General features: G+C 66.3%; 24 protein-coding genes. 6 read left to right on the top strand and 18 right to left on the bottom strand.

Going from position 1 to position 24,106, the window contains the following annotated elements; all coding sequences use genetic code 11:
- Window positions 1-4: 4 nt before the first annotated feature.
- The 8 genes from pnuC to mutS all read right to left on the bottom strand — a co-directional run bounded on the left by pnuC (window position 5) and on the right by mutS (window position 8,819).
- Entirely contained in the window at window positions 5-640 is a 636-nt protein-coding gene (gene pnuC, locus AC2EBS_RS05330) for a nicotinamide riboside transporter PnuC (protein WP_484727321.1), read from the bottom strand.
- Window positions 641-663: 23 nt separating this feature from the next.
- The gene (gene ftsB / locus AC2EBS_RS05325; protein ID WP_484727320.1) at window positions 664-933 is read right to left on the bottom strand and encodes a cell division protein FtsB; all 270 of its coding nucleotides are present in this window, start codon (window positions 931-933) and stop codon (window positions 664-666) included.
- Between the two features lie 148 nt (window positions 934-1,081).
- Window positions 1,082-2,368: a phosphopyruvate hydratase gene (gene eno, locus AC2EBS_RS05320; RefSeq protein WP_484727319.1), complete on the bottom strand. Its 1,287-nt coding sequence runs from the start codon at window positions 2,366-2,368 to the stop codon at window positions 1,082-1,084.
- A gap of 50 nt (window positions 2,369-2,418) precedes the next feature.
- Window positions 2,419-2,706, bottom strand: a complete 288-nt coding sequence (locus AC2EBS_RS05315; protein ID WP_484727318.1) for a DUF1330 domain-containing protein — start codon at window positions 2,704-2,706, stop codon at window positions 2,419-2,421.
- A gap of 63 nt (window positions 2,707-2,769) precedes the next feature.
- On the bottom strand, window positions 2,770-3,627 hold the full coding sequence (gene kdsA / locus AC2EBS_RS05310) for a 3-deoxy-8-phosphooctulonate synthase (RefSeq protein WP_484727317.1): 858 nt from the start codon (window positions 3,625-3,627) through the stop codon (window positions 2,770-2,772).
- A gap of 16 nt (window positions 3,628-3,643) precedes the next feature.
- A complete protein-coding gene (pyrG, locus tag AC2EBS_RS05305; RefSeq protein ID WP_484727316.1) occupies window positions 3,644-5,287 on the bottom strand; it encodes a CTP synthase in 1,644 nt (547 codons plus the stop codon).
- A gap of 62 nt (window positions 5,288-5,349) precedes the next feature.
- Window positions 5,350-6,204, bottom strand: coding sequence for an alpha/beta hydrolase (locus AC2EBS_RS05300; RefSeq protein WP_484727315.1), 855 nt, complete (start codon window positions 6,202-6,204; stop codon window positions 5,350-5,352).
- A complete protein-coding gene (gene mutS / locus AC2EBS_RS05295) occupies window positions 6,201-8,819 on the bottom strand; it encodes a DNA mismatch repair protein MutS (RefSeq protein ID WP_484727314.1) in 2,619 nt (872 codons plus the stop codon). Before mutS ends, AC2EBS_RS05300 begins: the two co-directional genes overlap by 4 nt.
- Window positions 8,820-8,913: 94 nt before the next feature.
- Between mutS and AC2EBS_RS05290 the strand changes: the two genes are divergently transcribed.
- Window positions 8,914-9,993, top strand: coding sequence for a hypothetical protein (locus AC2EBS_RS05290; protein WP_484727313.1), 1,080 nt, complete (start codon window positions 8,914-8,916; stop codon window positions 9,991-9,993).
- Window positions 9,994-10,067: 74 nt separating this feature from the next.
- Here the strand turns inward: AC2EBS_RS05290 and AC2EBS_RS05285 are convergent, their stop codons facing one another.
- Window positions 10,068-11,033, bottom strand: a complete 966-nt coding sequence (locus AC2EBS_RS05285; RefSeq protein WP_484727312.1) for an inositol monophosphatase family protein — start codon at window positions 11,031-11,033, stop codon at window positions 10,068-10,070.
- 157 nt (window positions 11,034-11,190) lie between these two features.
- Between AC2EBS_RS05285 and AC2EBS_RS05280 the strand changes: the two genes are divergently transcribed.
- Both AC2EBS_RS05280 and cysE read left to right on the top strand, forming a co-directional pair.
- Entirely contained in the window at window positions 11,191-11,922 is a 732-nt protein-coding gene (locus AC2EBS_RS05280) for an RNA methyltransferase (RefSeq protein WP_484727311.1), read from the top strand.
- 64 nt (window positions 11,923-11,986) lie between these two features.
- The gene (gene cysE, locus AC2EBS_RS05275) at window positions 11,987-12,763 is read left to right on the top strand and encodes a serine O-acetyltransferase (RefSeq protein ID WP_484727310.1); all 777 of its coding nucleotides are present in this window, start codon (window positions 11,987-11,989) and stop codon (window positions 12,761-12,763) included.
- Between the two features lie 131 nt (window positions 12,764-12,894).
- On the opposite strand, the gene AC2EBS_RS05270 is transcribed toward cysE, so the two are convergent.
- From AC2EBS_RS05270 to yjgA, 3 genes are read right to left on the bottom strand one after another with little or no spacing between them, the layout of a single operon-like run.
- Entirely contained in the window at window positions 12,895-13,374 is a 480-nt protein-coding gene (locus AC2EBS_RS05270) for an FKBP-type peptidyl-prolyl cis-trans isomerase (RefSeq protein ID WP_484727309.1), read from the bottom strand.
- Window positions 13,375-13,382: 8 nt separating this feature from the next.
- Entirely contained in the window at window positions 13,383-13,991 is a 609-nt protein-coding gene (gene mog / locus AC2EBS_RS05265; protein WP_484727308.1) for a molybdopterin adenylyltransferase, read from the bottom strand.
- A complete protein-coding gene (gene yjgA / locus AC2EBS_RS05260) occupies window positions 13,984-14,532 on the bottom strand; it encodes a ribosome biogenesis factor YjgA (RefSeq protein ID WP_484727307.1) in 549 nt (182 codons plus the stop codon). The genes mog and yjgA overlap by 8 nt, the downstream gene beginning before the upstream one ends.
- Window positions 14,533-14,634: 102 nt before the next feature.
- Here yjgA and pmbA point away from each other — a divergent pair, with 102 nt between their 5' ends.
- Together pmbA and AC2EBS_RS05250 are read left to right on the top strand one after the other, a co-directional pair.
- Window positions 14,635-16,032: a metalloprotease PmbA gene (gene pmbA / locus AC2EBS_RS05255; protein WP_484727306.1), complete on the top strand. Its 1,398-nt coding sequence runs from the start codon at window positions 14,635-14,637 to the stop codon at window positions 16,030-16,032.
- Between the two features lie 215 nt (window positions 16,033-16,247).
- Window positions 16,248-17,327: a TRAP transporter substrate-binding protein gene (locus tag AC2EBS_RS05250; protein ID WP_484727305.1), complete on the top strand. Its 1,080-nt coding sequence runs from the start codon at window positions 16,248-16,250 to the stop codon at window positions 17,325-17,327.
- 98 nt (window positions 17,328-17,425) lie between these two features.
- On the opposite strand, the gene AC2EBS_RS05245 is transcribed toward AC2EBS_RS05250, so the two are convergent.
- The 6 genes from AC2EBS_RS05245 to AC2EBS_RS05220 form a co-directional block, all read right to left on the bottom strand.
- A complete protein-coding gene (locus AC2EBS_RS05245; RefSeq protein WP_484727304.1) occupies window positions 17,426-19,255 on the bottom strand; it encodes a TRAP transporter large permease in 1,830 nt (609 codons plus the stop codon).
- Between the two features lie 9 nt (window positions 19,256-19,264).
- The gene (locus tag AC2EBS_RS05240; protein WP_484727303.1) at window positions 19,265-19,879 is read right to left on the bottom strand and encodes a TRAP transporter small permease subunit; all 615 of its coding nucleotides are present in this window, start codon (window positions 19,877-19,879) and stop codon (window positions 19,265-19,267) included.
- A gap of 266 nt (window positions 19,880-20,145) precedes the next feature.
- Window positions 20,146-20,592 (bottom strand): GatB/YqeY domain-containing protein, encoded by a 447-nt coding sequence (locus AC2EBS_RS05235; protein WP_484727302.1) that lies wholly within the window; start codon window positions 20,590-20,592, stop codon window positions 20,146-20,148.
- Between the two features lie 142 nt (window positions 20,593-20,734).
- On the bottom strand, window positions 20,735-20,947 hold the full coding sequence (gene rpsU / locus AC2EBS_RS05230) for a 30S ribosomal protein S21 (RefSeq protein ID WP_007833691.1): 213 nt from the start codon (window positions 20,945-20,947) through the stop codon (window positions 20,735-20,737).
- A 191-nt stretch (window positions 20,948-21,138) separates the two neighbouring features.
- Window positions 21,139-22,344: a BaiN/RdsA family NAD(P)/FAD-dependent oxidoreductase gene (locus AC2EBS_RS05225; RefSeq protein ID WP_484727301.1), complete on the bottom strand. Its 1,206-nt coding sequence runs from the start codon at window positions 22,342-22,344 to the stop codon at window positions 21,139-21,141.
- Between the two features lie 25 nt (window positions 22,345-22,369).
- Window positions 22,370-22,816, bottom strand: coding sequence for an OsmC family protein (locus tag AC2EBS_RS05220; protein WP_484727300.1), 447 nt, complete (start codon window positions 22,814-22,816; stop codon window positions 22,370-22,372).
- Between the two features lie 364 nt (window positions 22,817-23,180).
- Here AC2EBS_RS05220 and AC2EBS_RS05215 point away from each other — a divergent pair, with 364 nt between their 5' ends.
- Window positions 23,181-24,098 carry a GGDEF domain-containing protein gene (locus tag AC2EBS_RS05215; protein ID WP_484727299.1) on the top strand — a complete coding sequence of 306 codons (918 nt, stop codon included), beginning with the start codon at window positions 23,181-23,183 and terminating at the stop codon, window positions 24,096-24,098.
- Window positions 24,099-24,106: the final 8 nt, after the last annotated feature.

Raw genomic sequence — 24,106 nt, 5'->3', positions numbered from 1 at the left:
GGCCTCAGGCCTGCCGAGGCAGCAAATGGCGCTGCCAGGCGCGCCAGCCGGCGATGGACATCGGAATGAAGGCAGCGTAGAGCAGTACCGTGAGCCAGTAGCCCTTGTAGGCGAACAGCGTCACGCTGACAGCATTCACCAGAACCCACACGCCCCAGTTCTCCTGGTACTTGCGGCCCAGCAGGTATTGCCCGAGCAGACTGGCTACCGTGGGCAGCGCATCCCAGTAGGGCACCGGCGAGTCGGTCTGGCTGTCCAGGAAGAGGCCCAGCATCGGCCAGGCGGCGAGCACCAGCAGCAGCGCAGCCCAGCGCGCGCGTGTACTCATCATGCGCACCTTCAGGGCGTGGCCGTGCTCATCGCGCCCGCGTAGCCATTGCCACCAGCCCCATAGCGCGAGCGTGGCGAAGACGATCTGCAGGGCGGCTTCGCCATAGAGCTTGCCGCTCCAGAACAGCAGGAAGTAGAGCAGCGAGCTGATCAGCGCCAGGGGCCAGGCCAGTACATGCACGCGCATATTGCAGATCACCATCCACACCGCCAGCACGAAGGCGATGAGTTCGGTCCAGCTGATCGGGCTGCCGAAGGCGACAAACGCCGGGGCGAACAGCGGGGCGAGGGACTGCAGCAGCGCGTCCATGGAGCGTTGCGTGGGCAGTGAACTCAGCGTCGCAGCTGCACGAAGATCTCGTCGGGTTTGACCAAGCCCAGTTCGAGCCGCGCCTTCTCTTCGACCATCTCCAGGCCCTCGCGCAGGTCGCGCAGCTCGGCGCTGAGCTGCGCATTGCGCGCGCGCGCCTGCTCGTTGGCAGCCTGCTGCGCGGAGACCTCGCCACGCAGCTGCACGACACGGGCGAAACCGCCCTTGCCGAACCAGAGCTGGGCTTGGATGACGACCAGGAAGGCGGTCAGGATCAGGCTGAGGACTCTCACGCTTGGAGTGTAGCGGCGGTCCGAATGGATGCTCTCCGGCTATTCACCACGAACGGCATTGACCGCGCGACGCCCGAGGATCCGGCTTTGCCGGGCCTGCGGGCGTGCCCCCTTGAGGGGGCGAGCGAAGCGAGCAGGGGGAGGGGCGTCAACGGAGGTTGTAGAACGCAGCGCGGCCCGGGTAGACGGCGATGTCACCGAGGTCTTCCTCGATGCGCAGCAGCTGGTTGTACTTGGCCATGCGGTCCGAGCGGCTCAGCGAACCGGTCTTGATCTGGCCGGCGTTCAGGCCCACGGCGATGTCGGCGATGGTCGAGTCCTCGGTCTCGCCAGAACGGTGCGAGATCACCGCGGTGTAGCCCGCGCGCTTGGCCATCTCGATGGCGGCGAAGGTCTCGGTCAGCGTGCCGATCTGGTTGATCTTGATGAGGATGGAGTTGGCGATGCCCTTCTCGATGCCTTCCTTCAGGATCTTGGTGTTGGTGACGAACAGGTCGTCGCCGACCAGCTGCACCTTCTTGCCCAGACGATCGGTGAGGATCTTCCAGCCGTCCCAGTCGCCCTCGGCCATGCCGTCTTCGATCGAGATGATCGGGTACTTGTCGCACCAGGTGGCCAGCATGTCGGTCCACTCGGAGGCGGTCAGCTGCATGCCGCCTTCGCCCTCGAGCACGTACTTGCCGTCCTTGTAGAACTCGCTGGCGGCGCAGTCCAGCGCCAGCGCGATCTGCTCGCCGGCGGTGTAGCCGGCCTTGTCGATGGCTTCCAGTAGCATCTGCAGCGCGGCCTCGTGGCTCTCGACGCTGGGGGCGAAGCCGCCTTCGTCGCCGACGGCGGTGGAGATGCCCTTGTCGTGCAGGATCTTCTTCAGCGCGTGGAAGACCTCGGCGCCCCAGCGCAGCGCTTCGCGGAAGCTGCTCGCGCCCACGGGCACGATCATCAGCTCTTGCAGGTCCAGCGAGTTGTTCGCGTGGGCACCGCCGTTGATGACGTTCATCATCGGCACCGGCAGCTGCACGCCGCCCATGCCGCCGAAATAGCGGTACAGCGGCAGGCCGCTTTCTTCTGCGGCGGCGCGGGCCACGGCCATCGAGACGGCCAGCATCGCGTTGGCGCCCAGGCGGCTCTTGTTCTCGGTGCCGTCCAGGTCGATCAGGGTCTTGTCCAGGAAAGCCTGCTCGGACGCGTCCAGGCCCAACACGGCCTCGGAGATCTCGGTGTTGACGTGCTCGACGGCCTTCAGCACGCCCTTGCCCAGGTAGCGGCCCTTGTCGCCGTCGCGCAGCTCGATGGCTTCGCGCGAGCCGGTGGAAGCGCCGCTCGGCACGGCGGCGCGGCCCATCACGCCGGACTCCAGCAGCACGTCGCACTCGACGGTGGGGTTGCCGCGGCTGTCGAGGATCTCGCGGCCGACGATGTCAACAATGGCACTCATTCTTGGGTCTCCGAAAGGTTGGGAATTCTTTGCGTTGGCTGGCGACGCGGCTAGACACCGTCCACGACCACCATGCGCATCACGCCGGCGTTCTCGCGCAGCGACTTGGCGTGCTGGTAGGTCTGCGATTCATAGAAGGCCTTGGCGTGCGCGCGGTCGCGGAACTTCAGCAGCACCAGGCGGCTGGGCGTCCAGGGGCCTTCCAGCACCTCGAACTCGCCGCCACGCACCAGCACCTCGGCGCCATGCTCCTGCATGGCCTTGGTGGACCATTCGCGGTACTTGGCCATCTGCTCGGGATCGGTGACGGTGACGTCGGCAATGATGTAGGCGGCCATGGTCTGCGGGGTCTTCAGTGTGGGGTTCAGCCGGCGAAGTCGTTCTGGCGAAATGACTTCAACTCAGGCGTTGAAGTCGTTCTCGAGCAGCGGCTGGGACTTGACCACGCGGTCCAGTGCCACCAACTGCGTGAGCAGTGCCTTCATGTGCTTGAGCGGCACGGCATTGGGGCCGTCGGACCAGGCCTCGGCCGGACGCGGGTGGGTTTCCATGAACAGACCCGCCACGCCGGCGCCCACGCCGGCACGGGCCAGCACCGGCACCATCTCGCGGGCACCGCCGCTGGTCGTGCCCTGACCGCCGGGCTTCTGCACCGAGTGGGTCACGTCGAACACCACCGGCGCGCCGGACTTGCGCATCTCGGCTAGGCTGCACATATCGGCCACCAGATTGTTGTAGCCGAAGCTGACGCCGCGCTCGCAGGCCAGGAAGCGGTCTTCCGACAGGCCCGCTTCGCGCGCGGCCTCGCGTGCCTTGTCGATGACATTCTTCATGTCCCAGGGCGCGAGGAACTGGCCCTTCTTGATATTGACCGGCTTGCCCGACTTGGCCACCGCGCGGATGAAATCCGTCTGGCGGCACAGGAATGCCGGCGTTTGCAGCACGTCGACCACGCTGGCGACCTCGGCGACCTGCGACTCATCGTGCACGTCGGTGATGATGGGCAGCTGCAGCTGGCGGCGCACCTCGTCGAGGATCTTCAGGCCAGCGGCCATGCCCACACCGCGCTTGCTGCTGCCGGAGGAGCGGTTGGCCTTGTCGAAAGAGCCCTTGTAGATCAGCGGGATGCCCAGCGCCGTGCAGGCTTCCTTGAGCTGGCCCGCAACTTCCAGCGACATCTCCAGACCCTCGATCGAGCAGGTGCCGGCGATCAGGAAGAAGGGGCGGTCGATGCCGACCTCAAAATTGCACAGCTTCATGGGCAAAGACTTCCTCTCAGGCCTGTTTGTGATCCAGCGCTGCCTTGATGAAGGCAATGAACAGCGGGTGGCCGTCCCAGGGCGTGGACTTGAATTCCGGGTGGAACTGCACGCCGACGAACCAGGGATGCACCTCGCGCGGCAGCTCGACGATCTCGGTGAGCTTCTCGCGCTGCGTGATGGCCGAGATCACCAGGCCGGCCTGCTGCAGGCGGTCCAGGTAATGCTCGTTGGCCTCGTAGCGGTGGCGGTGACGCTCGGTGACCACCGGACCGTAGATGTCATAGGCCAGCGTGCCGGGCTTGACGTCCGAGCTCTGCGCGCCCAAGCGCATCGTGCCGCCGAGGTCCGAGTTCGCGTCGCGCTTCTGGATCGAACCGTCGGCGTCCTGCCACTCGTCGATCAGCGCGATCACCGGATGCTTGGTCTCGGGGTCGAACTCGGTGGAGTTCGCGCCTTCCAGCCCGGCCATGTGGCGGGCGTACTCGATGGTGGCGACCTGCATGCCCAGGCAGATGCCCAGGTAGGGCAGCTTGTGCTCGCGGGCGTACTGGGCGGCGAGGATCTTGCCCTCGACGCCGCGCTTGCCGAAGCCGCCGGGTACCAGGATGGCGTCGAACTGCGCCAGCTGCTCGACGTTGTCCTGGGTCAGCATCTCGGAATCGACGTACTCGATCTTCACGCCGGCGTGGTTGTGAATGCCGGCGTGGCGCAGCGCCTCGTTGAGCGACTTGTAGGAGTCGCTCAGGTCGGTGTACTTGCCGCACATCGCGATGGTGACCTGCTTGGCCGGGTTCTCGACCTCGTGCACCAGGGTGTCCCAGCGCTTCAGGTCGGTGCTCTTGGTGTTGAGCTGCAGCTTGGTGCAGATCAGCTGATCCAGGCCCTGCTCATGCAGCACGCGCGGCACCTTGTAGATGGTGTTCACGTCCCACATCGAAATCACGCCGTACTCGGGGACATTGGTGAACAGCGAGATCTTCTCGCGCTCGTCGTCCGGGATGCGGCGGTCGGCGCGGCACAGCAGCGCGTCAGGCTGGATGCCGATCTCGCGCAGCTTCTGCACCGTGTGCTGCGTCGGCTTGGTCTTGAGCTCGCCGGCCGCGGCGATCCACGGCACATAGGTCAGGTGCACAAAGGCGGTGTTGGTCGGGCCGAGCTTCAGGCTCATCTGGCGCACCGCTTCCAGGAAGGGCAGCGACTCGATGTCGCCCACGGTGCCGCCGATCTCGACGATGGCCACATCGACTGCGTCAGGCGTGCCGGCGCCGGCGCCGCGCTTGATGAAGTCCTGGATCTCGTTGGTGATGTGCGGGATCACCTGCACCGTCTTGCCCAGGTAGTCGCCGCGCCGCTCCTTCTCCAGCACCGACTTGTAGATCTGGCCGGTGGTGAAGTTGTTGCTGCGCTTCATCCGCGTGGTGATGAAGCGTTCGTAGTGGCCGAGGTCCAGGTCGGTTTCAGCGCCGTCGTCGGTGACGAAGACCTCGCCGTGCTGGAAGGGCGACATCGTGCCCGGATCCACGTTGATGTACGGGTCCAGCTTGATGAGGGTGACTTTGAGGCCGCGCGATTCGAGGATGGCAGCCAGAGAGGCCGAAGCGATGCCCTTGCCGAGTGAGGACACCACGCCGCCGGTGACGAAGACGTACTTGGTCATGTCTTGCAGCGCCCCCGATGCAGGAACGCTGTGGTGGTAAAGCGCGATTATAGCGATGCGCTTCAGACCACCCCGTGCTCGGCCCTCAGGGCTTGCAGCAGTTGCAGCACCAGCGCGGCGGTGTCTTCCGGCCGCTCGAAGGGGAAGAGGTGGCTGCCCTCGAACCAGACGAAATGCTTGCGCGCCAGCGCCTTGGACGCTGCCGCGCCGGCCTGGCGAAGCTCCTCGGACTGTGTGGCGCCGACGAAGGCGACCGGGCAGCGCAGCGGGCGACGCGCCAGCAGCCGGTCCAGATGGTGGGGCAGGGTGTTGTAGAACTTGGTCTCGATTTCGCGGCGGAACAGCATGTGCGTCTTGCCGTCGCTGCGCTCTTCGAAGCCGCTGGCTACATAGTCCGCCAGCACGCGTGGATCCCAGCGCGCGAACTTGTGCTTCTCGGCGAAATGCGCATGCACCGCCTCGCGCGAGGGCCATTCGTGGCGGCGCTGGCGTGAGACCTTGCCCGGCGAGATGCGCTCGATCAGCCGGGTGGCCTTGGCGACGCGGATGCTCTGCGCGCGCCAGCCGCTGACGATGGGTGAATCGAGCATCACCACGCCCTGCGCCAGATCGGGCCGGCGCGTCGCGGCAAGCAGGCTGAGGATGCCGCCCAGCGAATGGCCGGCCAGCATCACCGGCCCCGGGCGGGCCATGCGCGGCTGCACCTCGCGCTCGATGAAGTGGATCAGCTCGTCGCGCGTGTGCGGCCAGTTGCTCGTCACCGGGTAGGCAGGGTTGTGGCCGTATTGCGGTAGCGCGAAGACCTCCCAGCCGGCGGCGCGCCAGATCTCGAACAGCACGCGGTAGCAGCCGGCGCCGAAGCCGTTGGCATGCGAGAACACCAGGGTCTTTGGCAGCGGCGTCGCGGTGGGGCTCATGTCTTGGTGCTCAGGGTCTTCAGTCGGTACAGCGCGTCCAGCGCCTCGCGCGGGCTCAGCGCGTCGGGGTCCAGATCATGCAGCGCCTTGAGCAACGCTGCGGTCTCGGCAGTGACAGTGGCGGCCGCTTCGGCCGTGGGCTCAGGCTCAGGCGGCGCGGCGAAGAGGTCGATCTGCGCCTGGCTCTCGCTTGCTTTGCTCTCCAGCGCCTCAAGCGTGGCGCGCGCCTGGCGCACCAGGCTGGTCGGCATGCCGGCCAGGCGCGCCACCTGCACGCCATAGCTGCGGCTGGCCGGGCCGGGCTGGATCTCGTGCAGGAAGACGATGTCCTCACCGCTCTCCACTGCGGCGACATGGCAGTTCAGCGCCTGCGCATGCCTGGCAGGGAATTCGGTCAGCTCGAAATAGTGCGTGGCAAACAGCGTGAAGGCGCGCGTCCTGTCGTGCAGATGGCTGGCGATGGCGCCGGCCAGCGCCAGGCCGTCGAAGGTCGAGGTGCCGCGCCCGATCTCGTCCATCAGCACCAGTGACTGCTCGCTGGCGCTGTGCAGGATGGCGGCGGCCTCGGTCATCTCCAGCATGAAGGTGGACTGCGCATTGGCCAGGTCGTCCGCCGCGCCGATGCGGGTGTGGATCGCGTCCATGGGCCCGAGCCGGCAGCTCGTCGCCGGCACATAGGAGCCGATCGCCGCGAGCAGGCAGATCAGCGCCACCTGGCGCATGAAGGTGCTCTTGCCGCCCATGTTCGGGCCGGTGATCACCAGCATGCGCGTGCGCGCATCGAGCCGGCAGTCATTGGCCATGAACTCGCCGGCACCGGTCTCGCGCAGCCGCGCCTCGACCACCGGATGGCGGCCGGCCGCGATGTCGATCGCCGGCTGGTTGACGAACTCGGGCTGGCACCAGTTCAGCGTTGCGGCGCGCTCGGCCAGCGCGGCCAGCGCATCCAGGCTGGCCAGCGCGCGGCCCAGCGCGGTCAGCGCCGGCAGCTCTTCGACCAGCTGGTCGATGACCATCTCGAACAGCAGCTTCTCGCGCGCCAGCGAACGCTCCTGCGCGGACAGTGCCTTGTCCTCGAAGGCCTTCAGCTCGGGGGTGATGTAGCGCTCGGCGTTCTTCAGCGTCTGGCGGCGCTGGTAGTCCATCGGCACCTTGTCCACCTGGCCCTGCGTGACCTCGATGTAGAAGCCGTGCACCTTGTTGTACTGCACGCGCAGATTGGCGATGCCGGTGCGGGCGCGCTCGCGCGCCTCCAGATCGAGCAGGAAGGCGTCGCAGTTCTGCGCGATGCCGCGCAGCTCGTCGAGTTGCTCGTCGAAGCCGCCGGCGATCACGCCGCCGTCGCGCAGCAGCACCGCCGGCTCCTCGGCGATGGCACGGCGCAGCAGCTCCTCGATATGCGGCGAGGGCGTCAGGCTGCCGGCCAGTGCGTTGATCAGGGCGCTTCCCTTGTCCCCTGTCGGCAGCGTGCGGCACAGCTCGGGAAGGCTCTGCAGCGTGGCGCGCAGGCCGGTCAGCTCGCGCGGCCGGGCCTGGCGCAGCGCGATGCGCGCGGCGATGCGCTCCACATCGGAGACATGGCGCAGCGCCTCGCGCAGCGGCTCGAAGCCGCCCTCGATCAGCGCGGCGATCGCGGCATGACGCGCCAGCGCTTCGCTGCGCTCGCGCTTCGGATGCAGCAGCCAGTGCCGCAGCATGCGGCTGCCCATGCCGGAGCGGCAGCTGTCCAGCAGCGACAGCAGCGTCGGCGAGCTCTCGCCGCGCAGGGTCTGCGTCAGTTCCAGATTGCGCTGCGTGGCTGGCGGCAGATCGAGCAGCTCGGAGCTGCGCTGCACCTGCAGGCTCTTCACATGCGCCAGCGCGCGGCCCTGCGTGTGCTCGGCATAGCTCAAGAGCGCAGCCGCCGCGGCGTGCGCGGCGCCCAGGTCCTGCGCATTGAAACCCTGCAGGCTGGCGACGCCCAGCTGCTCGCAGAGCTTGCGCATGCCAAGCTGCGTGTCGAACTGCCAGCTCGGCCGGTTGGTGATCGGCAGTCGCGCGGCCAGCACCGCCTGCGGCTGGCGCTCGCGGTCGACCAGCACCTCGGCCGGGCTCATGCGGGCCAGGAAGGAGGGCAGCTCGCGCTCGCCGCATTCCGACAGGCCCAGCTCGCCCTTGGTCAGCGACAGCCAGGCCAGGCCCAGCGTCTTGCCCTGCGCCGCGACGGCCAGCAGGATCGAGTCCTGCTTGTCGGCCAGCAACTCGGTATCGGTAACCGTGCCCGGCGTGACCACGCGCACCACCTTGCGCTCCACCGGGCCCTTGGCCGTGGCCACATCGCCCACCTGTTCGGCGATCGCCACCGCCTCGCCCAGCTTGATCAGCTTGGCCAGATAACTCTCCAGCGCATGCACCGGCACCCCGGCCATCACCACCGGCTGGCCGGCGCTCTGGCCGCGCTGCGTCAGCGTGATGTCTAGCAGCGCATGGCACTTGCGCGCATCGTCGAAGAAGACCTCGTAGAAGTCCCCCATGCGGTAGAAGACCAGGATGTCCGGATGCTCGGCCTTGATGCGCAGGTACTGCTGCATCATCGGCGTGTGGTCGGCGAAGTCTTGTGGGGGCTGCTGGCTCATCGGGCGATCAACATGAACAAAGCCCTCGGGCGAGGGCTTTGCGTGCAGGCGTGAGTTTAAGCTTGACGCAACAGGGCTCAGGGAGGTCCGGAGGATGTGCAGTTTTAAACGCGGCGCGTGGCGCCTGCTGCTGGCGGCGCTGCTGCTCGCGGGTGCGTCGGTCCACGCAGCTGACGCATCCTTGTGCAGGCGCTTGGCGGACGAGGTTCGTGGTCTGCCGGAGGCGGACTGGCTCAAGCCGCCCGGACCGATTCGGCAGCGGCTGAGGCTGGCCGAGGAACTGGCTGGGGGGCGCGCGGCTTGGTCGGCGAATGGCTCCATCGAGCAGGCGCTGCTGGCCGACTCCGCTCTGCGCGATGCACTGGCGGTCGGTCCGCGCGCGCCCGTCAGCCTCGAGCGGCTGCCTGGGCAGTCGCTGGTGCATCTGTATTCAGTCCAGGGCACGGCGCGCTGCCAGAGCTCGCTGTTCGTCGAACTGGATCGGATGGGGCGTTGGCGCCAATTGCCACGGCCGCCGGTTCTCGACGGTGACGCACATCCCTGCTGGACGCGGGCGGGTTCGCTGGCCGAGCTGATGGGCCGGCCCGTGTTCCTCGTCCATGGTGGAGAGAGCCAGCTCAGTGATGACGAGCTATACCAGGTGTCGGTATGGGACGGTGCGCAGTGGGGGCGAGCCTGCAGCTTGCACGTCGCCTTTCGCAAGTCCTATCGGCTGGATGGCATGAGCTGTCGGGGAACGCAGGCTTTCTGCGAACGGGCAGCAGCAGCGGGCTTGAGCTTGGGTGAACGTTACGACCGATCCCGGGCCCATGCAGGCCGCTTTGAACCACCAGAGCCGGCGCACCGGCCCGATACGGCTACGCTGGCCGCGCTCGCCGGTGTGAATCTGATGTCACCGCCCGAGTTTCCTGCGGCAGAGGCGAGGCAATCCACAGCCGATGTCTTCACCGCGGGCTTTTCCAATGCGGACCTGCAGCGTTTTGCGCTGCAGTTGGACGGCCGTTGGTTTGTGGCGCTGCTCGGCCATGCCGGCGTTGGCTGGCGCGAGAGCAATGTGACCTTGCTCGGGCTCTACAACGCAGCCGCAGATGGCCGGCTCGAGCCCTTCGCCGGTTTCCGCGTGCAGCGCGAGCGGGCGGGCCTGAGGTCCATCAGCGTCGATGGTCAGCGCTGACGTCAAGTCGTCGATGACGCAAACAGCAGAGCCCTCCGAAGAGGGCTCTGAAGCAAGCGTTCGGGCGTCGTGGCTCAGACCGGCGCGTCGTCGCCGGCGATATCCGCCTTCTTGATGCGCACCGGGCCGCGCTTCTTGGTTGGTTCGCCCTTGGCGGCAGCTTCAGCCACGGCGGCAGCGGCATCCGGCTTGGCGTTGTCGGCGCCTTCGGCACCGGCCTCCTCGGCCTTGATCACGCGGGTGTAGGGCGCGAGGATCTGCACCAGCTGACCGTAGATCTTCGGGCTGCCGGCGACCACTTCGCGCTGGTTCAGGAAGTCGGCCTCGCCGGTGAAGTTACCGATCAGGCCGCCGGCCTCGGTGATGATCAGCGAACCTGCGGCCACGTCCCAGGGGTTCAGGCCGGTCTCGAAGAAGGCGTCGTAGTAGCCGGCGGCCACGTAGCAGAGGTCGAGTGCAGCGGCTCCGGGGCGGCGCAGGCCGGCGCACTGGGTCATCACCTCCTCGAACATCTTCACATAGCGCTTGAAGTTGTCACCGCGGCGGAAGGGGAAGCCGGTGCCGATCAGCGCGTCGCTCATGCGGGTGCGCTTGGAGACGCGCAGGCGCTTGTCGTTGAGGAAGGCGCCGCGGCCCTTGGTCGCGTAGAAGAGGTCGTTGCGGCTGGGGTCGTAGACGACGGCTTGCTGGATCACGCCGCGGTGCGCCAGCGCGATCGACACCGCATAGACCGGGAAGCCGTGGATGAAGTTGGTCGTGCCGTCCAGCGGATCGATGATCCAGACGAACTCGGAATGCTTGTTGCCACGCGTGCGGCCCGACTCCTCGGCCAGGATGCCGTGGTCGGGATAGGCCTGCAGCAGCGTGTCGATGATCGCTTCCTCGGCCGCGTGGTCCACCTCGGTGACGAAGTCGTTGGGCGACTTCGCGTTGATCTTCAGCAGGTCAAGGTCCAGCGAGGCGCGGTTGATGATGGCGCCGGCAGCGCGTGCCGCCTTGATGGCGACGTTGAGCATGGGATGAAGTGCGGCTTGCGTCATGGCAGATATCGGCCCTGCGTGAGTGAAGGCTGTATGAGGTGGCTGGCGGAGGGAAAGAGCGTTGGGGCTGAGCTGCATCGAACTCTGATCGGCCATGCCGGCCCCCGATAATCGCGGATTTTAGCCGAGCCGGCGCGCCTTGGCCGCTGTTCCATCTGTGGATTCCACACGCTTCGTCCTGATCCAGACCAGCCACCCCGGCAATGTGGGTGCCACCGCGCGCGCGATGAAGGTGATGGGCTTCTCCGAACTGGTGCTGGTGCAGCCGCGCTTTGCCGATGTGCTGTGCCAGGAGGAAACGGTGGCGATGGCCAGCGGCGCGGCCGACATCCTGGCGCGCGCGCGCATCGTCGACACGCTGGAGCAGGCACTGGACGGCGTGACCTTCGCCTGTGCCACCGCGATGACGCCGCGCGACTTCGGCCCGCCGACGCGTGAGCCGCGCGCGCTGTTCGCCGAACTGGCGCAGCAGCAGAAGCACAAGCTGGCACTGGTGTTTGGCTCCGAGCGCTATGGCATGAGCAACGAGGACGTCTACCGCTGCCATGCGGTGCTGTCGATTCCCACCCATCCCGACTACGGTTCGCTGAACCTGGCGCAGGCGGTGCAGCTGCTGGCCTACGACTGGCGGCAGGCCCTGGGCGGTTTCGCGGTGCAGCCACGCACGGCGGACCCGCGACTGGCTGACGCACAGGCGGTGCAGGGGCTGCTCGCGCATCTGCAGCAGGGGCTGGAGGCGATCGGCTATCTGGATCCGGCCTCGCCCAAGAAACTGATGCCGCGACTGAACCAGCTTTTCAACCGCGCGCAGCTGACCGCCGAGGAGGTGCACATCCTGCGCGGCATCGCGCGGGCCATGGTCAAGTCCGCCAGCGTGGGCAAGGACTGAGGGCCACGGCTAGACTGCACTGCAGTGTTCGCCCACGAATTCCAACAACAAGATCCTTCAACCCATGTTCAAGCGCCTCCACGAAGACATCGCCTGCATCCTCGAGCGCGACCCGGCTGCCCGGTCGGCTTGGGAGGTGCTGACGTGTTATCCGGGGCTGCATGCGCTGGTGCTGCACCGGCGCGCGCACTGGTGCTGGACGCATGGGCTGAAGTGGTTGGGTCGCTTCATCTCGCACCTGACGCGCTGGCTCACCGGCATCGAGATCCACCCGGGCGCCAAGATCGGCCGCCGTGTCTTCATCGATCACGGCATGGGTGTGGTGATCGGCGAAATGGCCGAGATCGGCGACGAGTGCACGATCTACCAGGGCGTGACGCTGGGCGGCACCTCGCTGGTGAAGGGCGCCAAGCGGCACCCGACGCTGGAGCGCGGCGTGGTGATCGGTGCCAATGCCTGCGTGCTGGGTGGCTTCACCGTCGGCGCCGGCGCCAAGGTGGGCTCGGGCGCGGTGGTGACCAAGCCGGTGCCGCCGGGCGCCACCGCGGTGGGCAACCCCGCGCGCATCATCGAGGCCAAGCTTGATGCGCAGCGCGAGGAAGCAGCGGCGCGCATGGGCTTCTCGGCCTACGGTGTCACCCAGGGCGACGATCCAGTGGCGCAGGCGATGAAGGGCCTGATCGACAGCGCCGCCGGCCACGAGCACCAGATCGCGCTGCTCTGGCAGGCGGTATGCAAGCTCTCGGCGGCAGGGAGCCAGCCGGTGGGCGACTGTGTGCCGGTCGATGCGCAGCAGAGCGAGAAGTTCGATGCGGCGGAGTTGAGCCGGCTGGTCAAGTAGCCGGTCCGCTTTTCGCTGGCTGAGACAAGCCGAAGGGCTTGTCCTCGGGTGGGCTCAGCCTGTCCCTGCGAGACAGGGACAGTCCTTCGCAAGGCGTCGGACAAGCCGCAGGGCTTGTCCTCGGTCCTTGCTCAGTGATGATGCCCGTGGTCGCCGTGGGCGTGGCCGTGGGCGATTTCTTCGGCGCTGGCAGAGCGCACCGACAGCACTTTGAGGCTGACCTTCAGGCTCATGCCGGCCAGGGGATGGTTGCCGTCGAGCAGCACCTGCGGGCCCTTGATCTTGGCGACGTGGTAGAGCTTGAACTCGCCGCTCGCGTCGTCACGGATCTCCAGCTGGCCGCCGACCTTCACGCCGGGAGGGAAGTCCTTCTTGTCGATGCTGCGCAGCAGGCTTTCGTCGCGCGGGCCGAAGGCCTGCTCGGGGCTGAGGTTCAGCGTGGCCTGGAATCCGGCCTCCTGGCCTTCCAGCGCCGCCTCGATGGCAGGCAGCGTGTTGCCGTAGCCGCCGATCAGCACGGCGGCGGGCTCCTTGGAGGCTTCGATCAGGCGCCCCTGGCCATCGGCCACCTTGAGCTGCAGCGTGACGATGGTGTCTTTCTGGATCTTCATCTTGTTGATCAGGTCTTGTTAGGGCTGGGGCGCTGGGCCGATTTGGGACGGAAGGCCTTGACCAGCTCCTCGCGGGTCTCGAGGTAAGGGCCGCCGATCAGGTCGATGCAGTAGGGCACGGCGGCGAAGATGCCGCTGACAATGGATTCGCCGTTCGGGCCTTTCAGGCCTTCCAGCGTCTCGGCGATGGACTTGGGCTGGCCGGGCAGGTTGATGATCAGCGCCTTGCCGCGGATCACCGCCACCTGGCGCGACAGGATCGCGGTGGGCACGAAGCGCAGCGAGATCTGGCGCATCTGTTCGCCGAAGCCGGGCATCTCCTTGTCGGCGACGTCCAGCGTGGCCTCGGGTGTCACGTCGCGCAGCGCCGGGCCGGTGCCACCGGTGGTCAGCACCAGATCGCATCTCGCTTCGTCGACCAGCTCGCGCAGGGTCTGCGCGATCAGCGGCCGCTCGTCGGGGATCAGGCGCGGCTCGAAGGCGATGGGGTTGTGCAGCGCGCGCGTCAGCCAGTCCTGCAGCGCGGGCAGGCCCTTGTCTTCGTAGACGCCGCTGGAGGCGCGGTCGCTGATCGAGACGATGCCGATGCGCACCGGCTCGAAGGCCTGCTCACTCATCGTCGCTCCCCGTGCGCAGCTGCTCGGCCTTGATGAACTGGAACAGCTCGCGGAAGGCGCGGCCATTGCGCTGCTCGGGTGCGCCGGCGGCATCCTTGCGCGCGGCACGCACCAGGCTGCGCAGCTGCTGCACGTCGCAGCCCGCATGCTCGGCGATGAAGCGCTGCAGCGCCTCGTCGCCCGCGATCAGCTCGGCGCGCCAGCGTTCGCTCTCGTGCAGCGCCAGGCTGTCCTTGGCATGGCCCAGCTTGAAGGCGGCCACCGCCTCGCGCACCGGCTCCGCATCGACCTGGCGCATCAGCTTGCCGATGTACTGCATCTGCCGGCGCCGGCCTTCATGGGCGGTGATCTTCTTGGCCGCGCGCAGCGCGTCCATCAATATTTCGGGCAGGCCCAGGGGCTCGATGCGATCCCAGGGCAGGGTGAGCAGATCCTCGCCGAGCGACTGCAGCTCGTGCATGTCGCGCTTCTTCTGGCTCTTGCTGGGGCGGTCGAAGACGTCGTCCTCGCCTTCGTCTTGGAAGTCGTGCTGATGGTTCATCGCTGGTTCTGAAGGGCGGCGCGCACTACCGACAGGGGGCATCGCGCGGCCCGTATGATTGTCGCCCACATCCGTATTCCGGCCATCAGGCCTGCCGATTCCATGACTCTGTCTTCGTCCTCCGCCCCCCATGCCGAAGCCGGCAGCAACGGTTTCGCCTACAGCCAGGAGCGCTTCCGCGAGCTGGTGGAGGAGGTGCTCGCCGAGGCTAGGCGCCTCGGCGCCAGCGACGCGGGAGCCGAGGTCTCCGAAGGTTGCGGCCTGTCGGTCTCGGTGCGCCGCGGCAAGCTGGAGAACGTCGAGCGCAACCGCGACAAGTCGCTGGGCATCTCGGTCTACGTGGGCCAGCGCCGCGGCAATGCCAGCACCTCGGACTTCTCGGCGCAGGCGCTGAAGGACACGGTGCGCGCCGCCTTCGATATCGCGCGCTTCACCGCCGAGGACCCGGTGGCCGGCCTGCCCGATGTCGAGGACCTGTCGCTCGATGCCTCGGCGCGGCCCGAGCTCGACCTCTTCCACCCCTGGGCCGTCGATGCCGAGCAGGCGGCGCAGCTGGCGATGCGCTGCGAGGACGCGGCATTCGCCACCGACCGTCGCATCACCAATTCCGAAGGCGGCGCCGTCTCGGCGCAGCAGTCGCACTTCTTCGCCGGCAACAGCCGCGGCTTCCGCGGCGGCTATGCCAGCTCGCGCCACTCGATCTCCGTGGCGCCCATCGCCGGGCGCGGCGCCGACATGCAGCGTGACGCCTGGTACAGCTCGATGCGCGATGCGGCCGATCTGGCCTCGCCGGAGGCGGTGGGTCGCTATGCGGCGGAGCGGGCGCTGTCGCGCCTGAAGGGCCGCAAGGTGCCGACGGCCGAGGTGCCGGTGCTGTTCGAGAACACGCTGGCCGCCGGCCTGCTCGGTTCGCTGGTGCAGGCCACCAGCGGTGGCGCGCTGTACCGTCGCGCCAGCTTCCTGGTCGACAGCCTGGGCACGCCGGTGCTGGCTTCTCACATCGACGTGAACGAGGATCCGCACGAGCGCAAGGGCAAGGGCAGTGCACCCTTCGACGACGAGGGCGTGGTCACACGGCCGCGCAGCGTGGTTGAGGCCGGCGTGCTGCAGGGCTATTTCCTGTCCACCTATTCGGCGCGCAAGCTGGGCATGCGCACCACCGGCCACGCCGGCGGTTCGCACAACCTGCGCATGACGAGCCGCCTCACCGCGCCAGGCGACGATCTGAAGACCATGCTGCGCCGCCTGGGCCGTGGCCTCTTCGTCACCGAGCTGATGGGCCAGGGCGTCAACTACGTCACCGGCGACTACTCACGTGGCGCCAGCGGCTACTGGGTCGAGAACGGCGAGATCGCCTATCCGGTGCACGAGGTGACCATCGCCGGCAATCTGCGCCAGATGTTCCAGGACATCGTCGGCATTGGCACCGACGCCTACACGATGGGCACCAAGACCGTGGGCTCGGTGCTGATCGCGCGCATGAAGCTGGCCGGCAGCTAAGTGCGGCGCGGCTGGGGCCGCTCAGTTGGGCGCAATTGGCCCTGTTGTCAGCGTCGTGCAAGCCATTTCGCGCCTGCCTTTGCTAGGCTTGCGGCCCTGCCTTGCCGGGAGCAGGCCGACGCAAGATCGCGCGGGTTTTTCCCGTCAGGCACCGGCAAACGCGACTCCTAGAATCGCGCGGGCCACCGTACCCTCAACCAACAAGGAGACCCTCCATGGAACGTCGTTCCTTCGTTCGCCAAGCCGGCTTGGCTGGCGTGCTTGCTGCCGGTGTCGCACCGGCCGTGCACGCTCAGGCCACCATCCGCTGGCGCCTGACTTCCGCCTTTCCCAAGGCGCTGGACACCATCTTCGGTGCTGCCGATACCTTCGCCAAGTCCATCCATGACATGAGCGGCGGCAAGTTCCAGATCTCGGTCCATCCGTCGGGCGAACTGGTTGGCGGTTTCGGTCAGGTCGATGCGCTGCAGAACGGCACCGTCGAGATGGCACACACCGCGCCGTATTACTACTTCGGCAAGGACCCGACGTTTGCCCTGGGCTGCGCGATTCCCTTCGGCCTGAACAGCCGCCAGATGAGCGCATGGATGATCGAGGGCAATGGCCTGAAGCTGATGCGCGAGTTCCTCGCGAACTACAACATCATCAACTTCGTCGGCGGCAACACCGGCGCCCAGATGGGCGGCTGGTGGCGCAAGGAAATCAAGTCGCTCGCGGACATCAAGGGTCTGAAGTTCCGCACCGGTGGCTTCAGCGGCGTGATCTTCGGCCGGCTGGGCGCTGTCGCGCAGAGCATTCCGGGCGGCGAGATCTACCAGGCGCTCGAGAAGGGCACCATCGATGCGGCCGAGTGGGTCGGTCCTTACGACGACGAGAAGCTGGGCTTCAACAAGGTGGCGCCGTTCTATGGCTATCCCGGCTTCTGGGAAGGTGGCCCGCAGCTTGACTTCTACGTCAACACCAAGGCCTACAACTCGCTGTCTTCCGAGTACAAGGCCATGATCGAGGCGGCGTCGCTCGAGGCTGCGACGGTGATGCAGGCTCGCTACGATGCTCGCAATCCCGCGGCGCTCAAGCGTCTGGTTGCTGGTGGCACCAAGCTGTTCCGCTTCCCCAAGGACATGCTGGATGCGGCCTTCAAGGAGTCGCAGGCGACCTATGCCGATCTGAGCAGCAAGAATCCGGCCTGGAAGAAGATCTACGACGACTACGCAGCCTTCCGTCGCGATTCCAACCTCTGGTTCCGCTTCGCCGAAGCCGGCTTTGACGACTTCATGCAGCAGCAGCGCCTGTAAGCGCCCTTGCCGCCGCGGCCCGCACTTCAGGCGGGCCGCCAAATAAAACGGCCCCGCAACGCGGGGCCGTTTCTTTTGGGGCGGGATGCGCCCGGCGCTTACTTCTTCGCTGCCTCGTCCTTCTTGACGGCGTCGAGCAGGCCGGCCATCGGGTCGAACTCGCTGGCTGCCGGCGCCGGTGCGGCCGGAGCAGCCAGCGGGTCGCTGGCGGCGTCGGCTGCCGGCTGGGCCTCGTCGCTGTGCTCGTCGCGGCCGCCCAGCCCCTGCAATTGCTCAAGCACTGCCGCGTCGTCGAGCTTCTGCGTCTGTGCAATGCCGCCGATCACCAGGTCCGGCTTGGCGATGATCACCGCCACCATGATCACCTGCAGGATGATGAAGGCGATTGAACCCTTGTAGATCTGCGCGGTGGTGACGGCGGGAATCGTCTTGCCGGTGATGCGGTCCTTGTAGTCCTTCTTCGGCGCGACGCTGCGCAGATAGAACAGCGCGAAGCCGAAGGGCGGCGTCAGGAAGGAGGTCTGCAGGTTCATCGCCACGATGACGCCGAACCAGATCATCACTGCGTCGACGGGCACGCCGGGCAGCAGGGCAGGCAGCAGCTTCTCGGCCACCGGGGCCAGCATCGGGATCACGATGAAGGCGATCTCGAAGAAGTCGATGAACATGCCAAGGATGAAGATCAGCGTGTTCACGACGATCAGGAAACCCAGCGCGCCGCCGGGCAGCGATTTGAACAGGTTCTCCACCCAGAAGTGGCCGTCTGCGGCATTGAAGGTGAAGCTGAAGACGGTCGAGCCGATCAGGATGAAGAGCACGAAGCAGGACAGCCGTGCGGTGCTGTCGAGCGCCTGGGTCAACTGCTTCAAGGGCATGCGGCGCCGCGCGAGCGCCATCAGCAGCGCGCCGACCGCGCCCATCGCGCCGCCTTCCGTGGGCGTCGCGACGCCCAGGAAGATCGTGCCCAGCACCAGGAAGATCAGCACCAGCGGCGGGATCAGCACAAAGGTGACGCGTTCAGCCAGCTTGGACAGCAGGCCCATGCCGGTGAGCTTGTTGATCGTGGCCAGACCCAGCGCCAGGAAGGAAGCGACCGTCATCGACATGATGAAGATCTCGTCTCCCGGCGCGGCGTTGGGGCGCTCGATGAGCTGCTTGAAGACGCTGTCGTGAACGGTCGACCAGATCCAGCCTGCAGCGCCTGCGATCAGCATCAACACCAGCAGCGACTTGTGGCCACTGGCGCCGCTGCTTTCGCGGTAGATGCGCGCTTCCTCGGGGAGTGCCGGCACCCAGTCAGGCTTGATGATCGCGACAGCGACGATGAAGGCCAGGTACAGACCGACCAGTAGCAGACCCGGCAGCAAGGCGCCGGCATACATATCACCCACCGAGCGGCCCAGCTGGTCCGCCAGCACGATCAGCACCAACGATGGCGGGATCGCCTGCGCCAGTGTGCCGGAAGCGGTGATGGCTCCTGTCGCGATGGTGCGGTTGTAGCCATAGCGCAGCATGATGGGCAGCGAGATCAGACCCATCGAGATCACAGCGGCAGCGACCACGCCGGTGGTGGCGGCGAGCAGAGCGCCAACCAGGATCACCGCGATCGCGAGGCCGCCGCGCAGCGGTCCGAACACCTGGCCGACGGTTTCCAGCAGGTCCTCGGCCATCCCTGATCTCTCAAGGATGATGCCCATCAGCGTGAAGAAGGGAATCGCCAGCAAGGTGTCGTTCGACATGATGTTGAACACACGCAAGGGCAGGGCACCGAACATATTGGCCGGGAACAGTCCGACCTCGATGCCGATGACGCCGAACAGCAGTCCAGTCGCGGCCAGGCCGAAAGCGACCGGGATGCCGAGCAGCAGAAGGACGAGTAGACCGGCAAATAGCAGCGGTACGAAATTCTGGGCGATAAAGGCGGTCATCTGGGGCTCTCAGCGGGCGGGCTTGGTTTGGGCTGCTTGCTCGGCTGCGGCCTGAGCCTGCAATTCCTCGACCAGTTTTTCCTCGGCGGTCTTTTCGTGTTCGAGCGGGAAGGGCTCGCTGCGATGACCGGTCAGATAGGCGACGCGCTTGATCAGTTCAGAGATGCTTTGCAGTGCCAGCAGCGCGAAACCCAAAGGCAGCAGCAGCAGCACCGGCCAGCGGATCAGACCGCCGGCATTCGAGCTGACTTCGCCAGAGACCCAGGCGCGATGGAACAGCGGCCAGCCCAGATCGACCATCAGCCAGCACAGCGGAAACACGATCAGCACGATGCCGAAGATGTCGATGATGGTGTTGGTGCGCACCGAAAGCCGCGAGGAGATGAAGTCGATGCGCACGTGCGCATTCTTCAGAAAGACATAGCCGGCGCCAAGCATGAAGACTGCCGCGAAGAGATACCACTGGATCTCCAGGTAGGCATTGGAGCTGATGTCGAAGGCCTTGCGAACAATGGCATTGCCGGCGCTGATCAGCACTGCAGCCAGCACCAGCCAACGGATCAGGGATCCCACCAACTCGCCGATGCGGTCGATGGCTTTCGAGAGGGCTAACAGGGCTTGCACGGAATCCTCTTGTCTCTATGTGGTGTTGACGCGGTCTAGGGCCTGATGGCGCGCGCGTCCCGGCGGCTGGCTGCGGACGCGGCATTCTAGAAGTGCGTCGGTCCGTTCGAGTACGTGAATCCCCCATCGCTTGCATGCTGTGGGGGCGGGCGCGGCACTATAGGCGTCCAAACTGACCGCTGGCTGATGGATGCCCTGAGGCGTCAGCTAGTTTTTTTTCCTCGTGCGAGGCCTTGTGGCGTCGTGTCCTCGCGCGGGGAGGGGTCTCAGTTCGTCAGTGCGGCCTTGACCGCTGCAGAGACGACAGCCATCTCGGCCTTGCCGACGAGCTTGGCTTTGGCTGCGGCCATCACCTTGCCCATGTCGGCCGGTCCGCTGGCACCCAACTCTGCGACGAGGAGCTTCACTTCTGCAGCCACTTCGTCGGCACGCAGCCGCTGCGGCAGGTAGGCTTCGAGCACCTGGACTTCGGCGCTCTCCTTGGCGACGAGGTCGTCACGCCCGGCAGCGGCGAACTGGGTGATGGCATCCTTGCGTTGCTTGATCAGCTTGTCGACGATGGCCACCAGAGTGACGTCATCCACTTCGATGCGCTCGTCGACTTCTTTCTGCTTGACGGCAGCCAGCAGCATGCGGATGGTGGACAGCCGCTCGCTGTCCTTGGCGCGCATCGCGCTCTTCATGTCTTCGGTGATGCGTTCCTTGAGGCTCATGTGGATTCCTTGTCGGCGAACGATGCGTAGGGAGGTTCGATTGCAGAAATGAAAAAGCCCGCTGCAGCGTCCTGCGCGGGCTTGTTCGCTGTGGGTATTGCTGGCCTACAGGCCAGCAATCACCGAGCTGTTCCGGAGAGGATCAGTACAGCTTCTTCGGCAGCTGCATGCTGCGCACGCGCTTGTAGTGGCGCTTCACGGCGGCTGCCTTCTTGCGCTTGCGCTCGGCCGTGGGCTTCTCGTAGAACTCGCGAGCGCGCAAGTCGGTCAGCAGGCCGAGTTTTTCAATGGTGCGCTTGAAGCGGCGCAGGGCCACGTCGAACGGCTCGTTCTCTTTGACGCGAATGGTGGTCATGAAAAAGGGGTTCCTTCAGTATGCGCTCGGTGTTCGCCAGGTTGTTGATCCATCTGGATCGCCAACGCTGCGGCGGAGTATCCGGAGTCCGCCATCGTTGCCAATGCGAATCGACGCGCAGGGTTTGCCAGCAAAGACGCGGATTATAGCCACAGAATACTCAGGTGCACAGTATGTGCGCCGGCCAGACTTCAGGTCGGTGGCGGGATAGCCTGGGCGCAAGCGACGGCGCTGGACCAGGCCCACTGGAAGTTGTAGCCGCCAAGCCAACCGGTCACGTCGACCACCTCGCCAATGAAATGCAGGCCAGGCACAAGCCGGCTCTCCATCGACTGCGAGCTCAGCTCCCGGGTATCAACACCGCCGCGCATCACCTCGGCCTTGCGCCAACCTTCGGTGCCGCTGGGCAGCAGTTGCCACTGCTGCAGCTGGTTGCTCACCTGCGCGAGGTCCTTGTCCTTGCACTCCGCCATCGGCCGTGCTGAGTCCAGGCCAAGGCGGGTCAGCCAGGTCTGGGCCAGGCGCGCCGGCAGGCGCTGCGCCAGCTCGGTGCCGAGTTGGCGCTTCGATCCATTCTTGGCTTCACGGAGCTGCTCGCCAAGGTCGTGGCCGGCGGCGAGGTCGATCACCAGCGGCTGTCCTTCCTGCCAGTAACTCGAGATCTGCAAGATGGCGGGCCCGCTGAGCCCGCGATGCGTGAAGAGCAGATCCTCGGAGAATTGGCCGCGTTGCTTGCCGCTGCCAGTCGTGACAATCGCCGGCAAGGACAGGCCGGCCAGATCGGCGAATGGTGCCCATAGCTCCGGATCGAAGGTCAGCGGCACCAGGGCAGGCCGAGGTGTCACGATTCGATGGCCCAGCCGTGCGGCCAGCCGAAGGCCCCAGTCGCTGGCGCCGATCTTAGGAATCGACAGGCCGCCTGTCGCAACCACCGCGCGCGTGCAGCGCAGCAGGCCTCGGCTGGTTTCAAGCTCGAAGCCACCGTCCACGGGACGCAGGTCTGCAACGCTGCAAGGCTGCCAGCGCTCCACGCCCCCGACCGCGCACTCGCGCACCAGCATCTCGATGATCTGTTCGCTCGAGTTGTCGCAAAACAGCTGGCCTTTGTGCTTCTCGTGAAAGGCGATGCCATGACGCTTGACCAGCGCGATGAAGTCTTGCGCGGTGTAGCGCGCCAGTGCCGAGCGGCAGAACGCAGGGTTTTCGGAAAGGTAGTGCGCTGGTCCGGCGTCCCGGTTCGTGAAGTTGCAGCGGCCGCCGCCGGAGATGCGAATCTTCTCGGCGAGCTTGCTGGCATGGTCGATCACCAGCACCTTGAGCCCGCGCTGGCCGGCGACACTGGCGCAGAACAGGCCCGCGGCGCCCGCGCCGACGACGACAAGATCGAAATGCCGCATCAGTGCGCGCAGGGCGGTTCGCTGCTCACTTCAGCTGCCTCCCGTCGGCATCGAAGACGCTCACGGTGACTGACAGTCCCTGGCCGACACTTTGCGTGACGGTGCAGAAATCCTCGAACTGCGCCAGCACCCGATCCAGATGATCGAGTCGCGCGGCGGCCACACCCAGAGTCAGCTTGGCCTCAATGCTCTGAACCCGCAACCGGCCGGCTTCGTTTCGACCGGTACGCGCCAGCACTTCGCAGCGAATCGGCTCAGGCTGCTGTTTGAACTTCCGCAGCGCGAAGAGCAGCGAATCGCTCAGGCAGTTCCCCACTGCAGCAGCAAGCAGTTGCATTGGCGACGGACCGAGACCCTGACCTAGCGGTGCGGGTTCGTCGGTCAGCAGCATTGGCGTGCCGTCGCCGAATTCATTCTCGAACTGGTAGTCGCTGCGTTGTGCCAGCACCACCTTGACCAAATCTGCCGACATTGCGTCTCCCAGAGTGTGGCCGAATTCTAGGGGGGCACAAGCGCTGCGCACGGGTGCCTGTTCCGGGGGGGAGCAGGCGCCGCGAGATGTTGGGTGTGTCGCTTCTTGGTTACGATGCGCAGCGCCGCGGGTGGCACCGTTAGAACAAGGGATACCGGGCGCTTGCCCTGCAGCTCGCCAGCCCTGAAGATTGGTCGGCACTCAGGCATCGCATGTCGCGTGCCTGGCGAGCCACTATTCCAGCAAACAGATCCAGATGGTTTCTTCTGCCGAACAACTTAGCGCAGGCGCAGCCAGCAGCGCCGGTCAGTGGCTTGGCCTTGCGGGCATTTCGGCCGGCGAGGCCGCCGGGCTGCTCGTATCCATGGCAGAACCGCTCGGTGTGCTGGTAGCGGTGAAGTCGCTGGCCACAGGGCGCTATGTCCACGCGAGTCCGGGCATGGCGGCGCTATTCGATCGCGGCGAGTTGGGCATCACCGGCTCCAGCGATGCCGAGCTGATGCGACCAGACGAGGTGGTCGCGATGCGGCGGATCGAGCAGTCGGTGATGGCGCAGCGCACTGTGGTGGTCAGCGAGCACAGGCTGGAGCTGCATGGCCGGCGGCGGGAGTTCACGGTGACGCGTTCCGCTTTGGGCGGTGACCACATCCTGGCGATGTGGCAGGAGCGTACCGAAGAGCGCCAGCGCGAAGTCCATCTGCAACGCGCGCTGGGCCAGTTGGAGCAGCAACAGCGCGCGCTGGAGCAGATGCGTAGGGAGATGGAGCGCGGCACTGGTCGCGATGAGCTCTCCGGCCTCTACCTGCGTGCGCAGTTCGAGGATCAGCTCTTGCGCGAGATCGACCTGTCCACCCGCGAGCATCGCGAGTTCGCGCTGGTGTTGATCGCGCTCGATCCTATGCCCGAATCTGGGCGTGCGCTGGGTGACGAGGCTCACCAACGCTTGCTCGAGGGCCTGGGCCGCATGCTGCGCGCCAACACACGCGCCATGGATGCAGCCTGTCGTATCGGCGAGCAGACTTTCGCGGTGCTGCTTTCTGGCGTCGGCCTTGCGACCGCGCACGCTCGCATGGAGCAGCTGCGCCGCCAATGTGCCTCGCAGATCGTGGTGCTCAACGGCGCTGACCTCGGCATGTCGCTGTCTATGGGTGTGGCGAGTTTCCCGCACACCGCGTCCAAGCAGGACGAGTTGCTCGCCGCGGTGGACAAGGCGGTGCACGAGGCACAGCGCCGCGGCGGCAATCAGGTCGTGCTGGCGCCTATCCCCTTCGGCTTGGGCTGAGCTGAAGC

The sequence above is a fragment of the Roseateles sp. T103 genome, from assembly GCF_057219915.1.
This window is presented reverse-complemented; position numbering and strand designations above follow the sequence as displayed.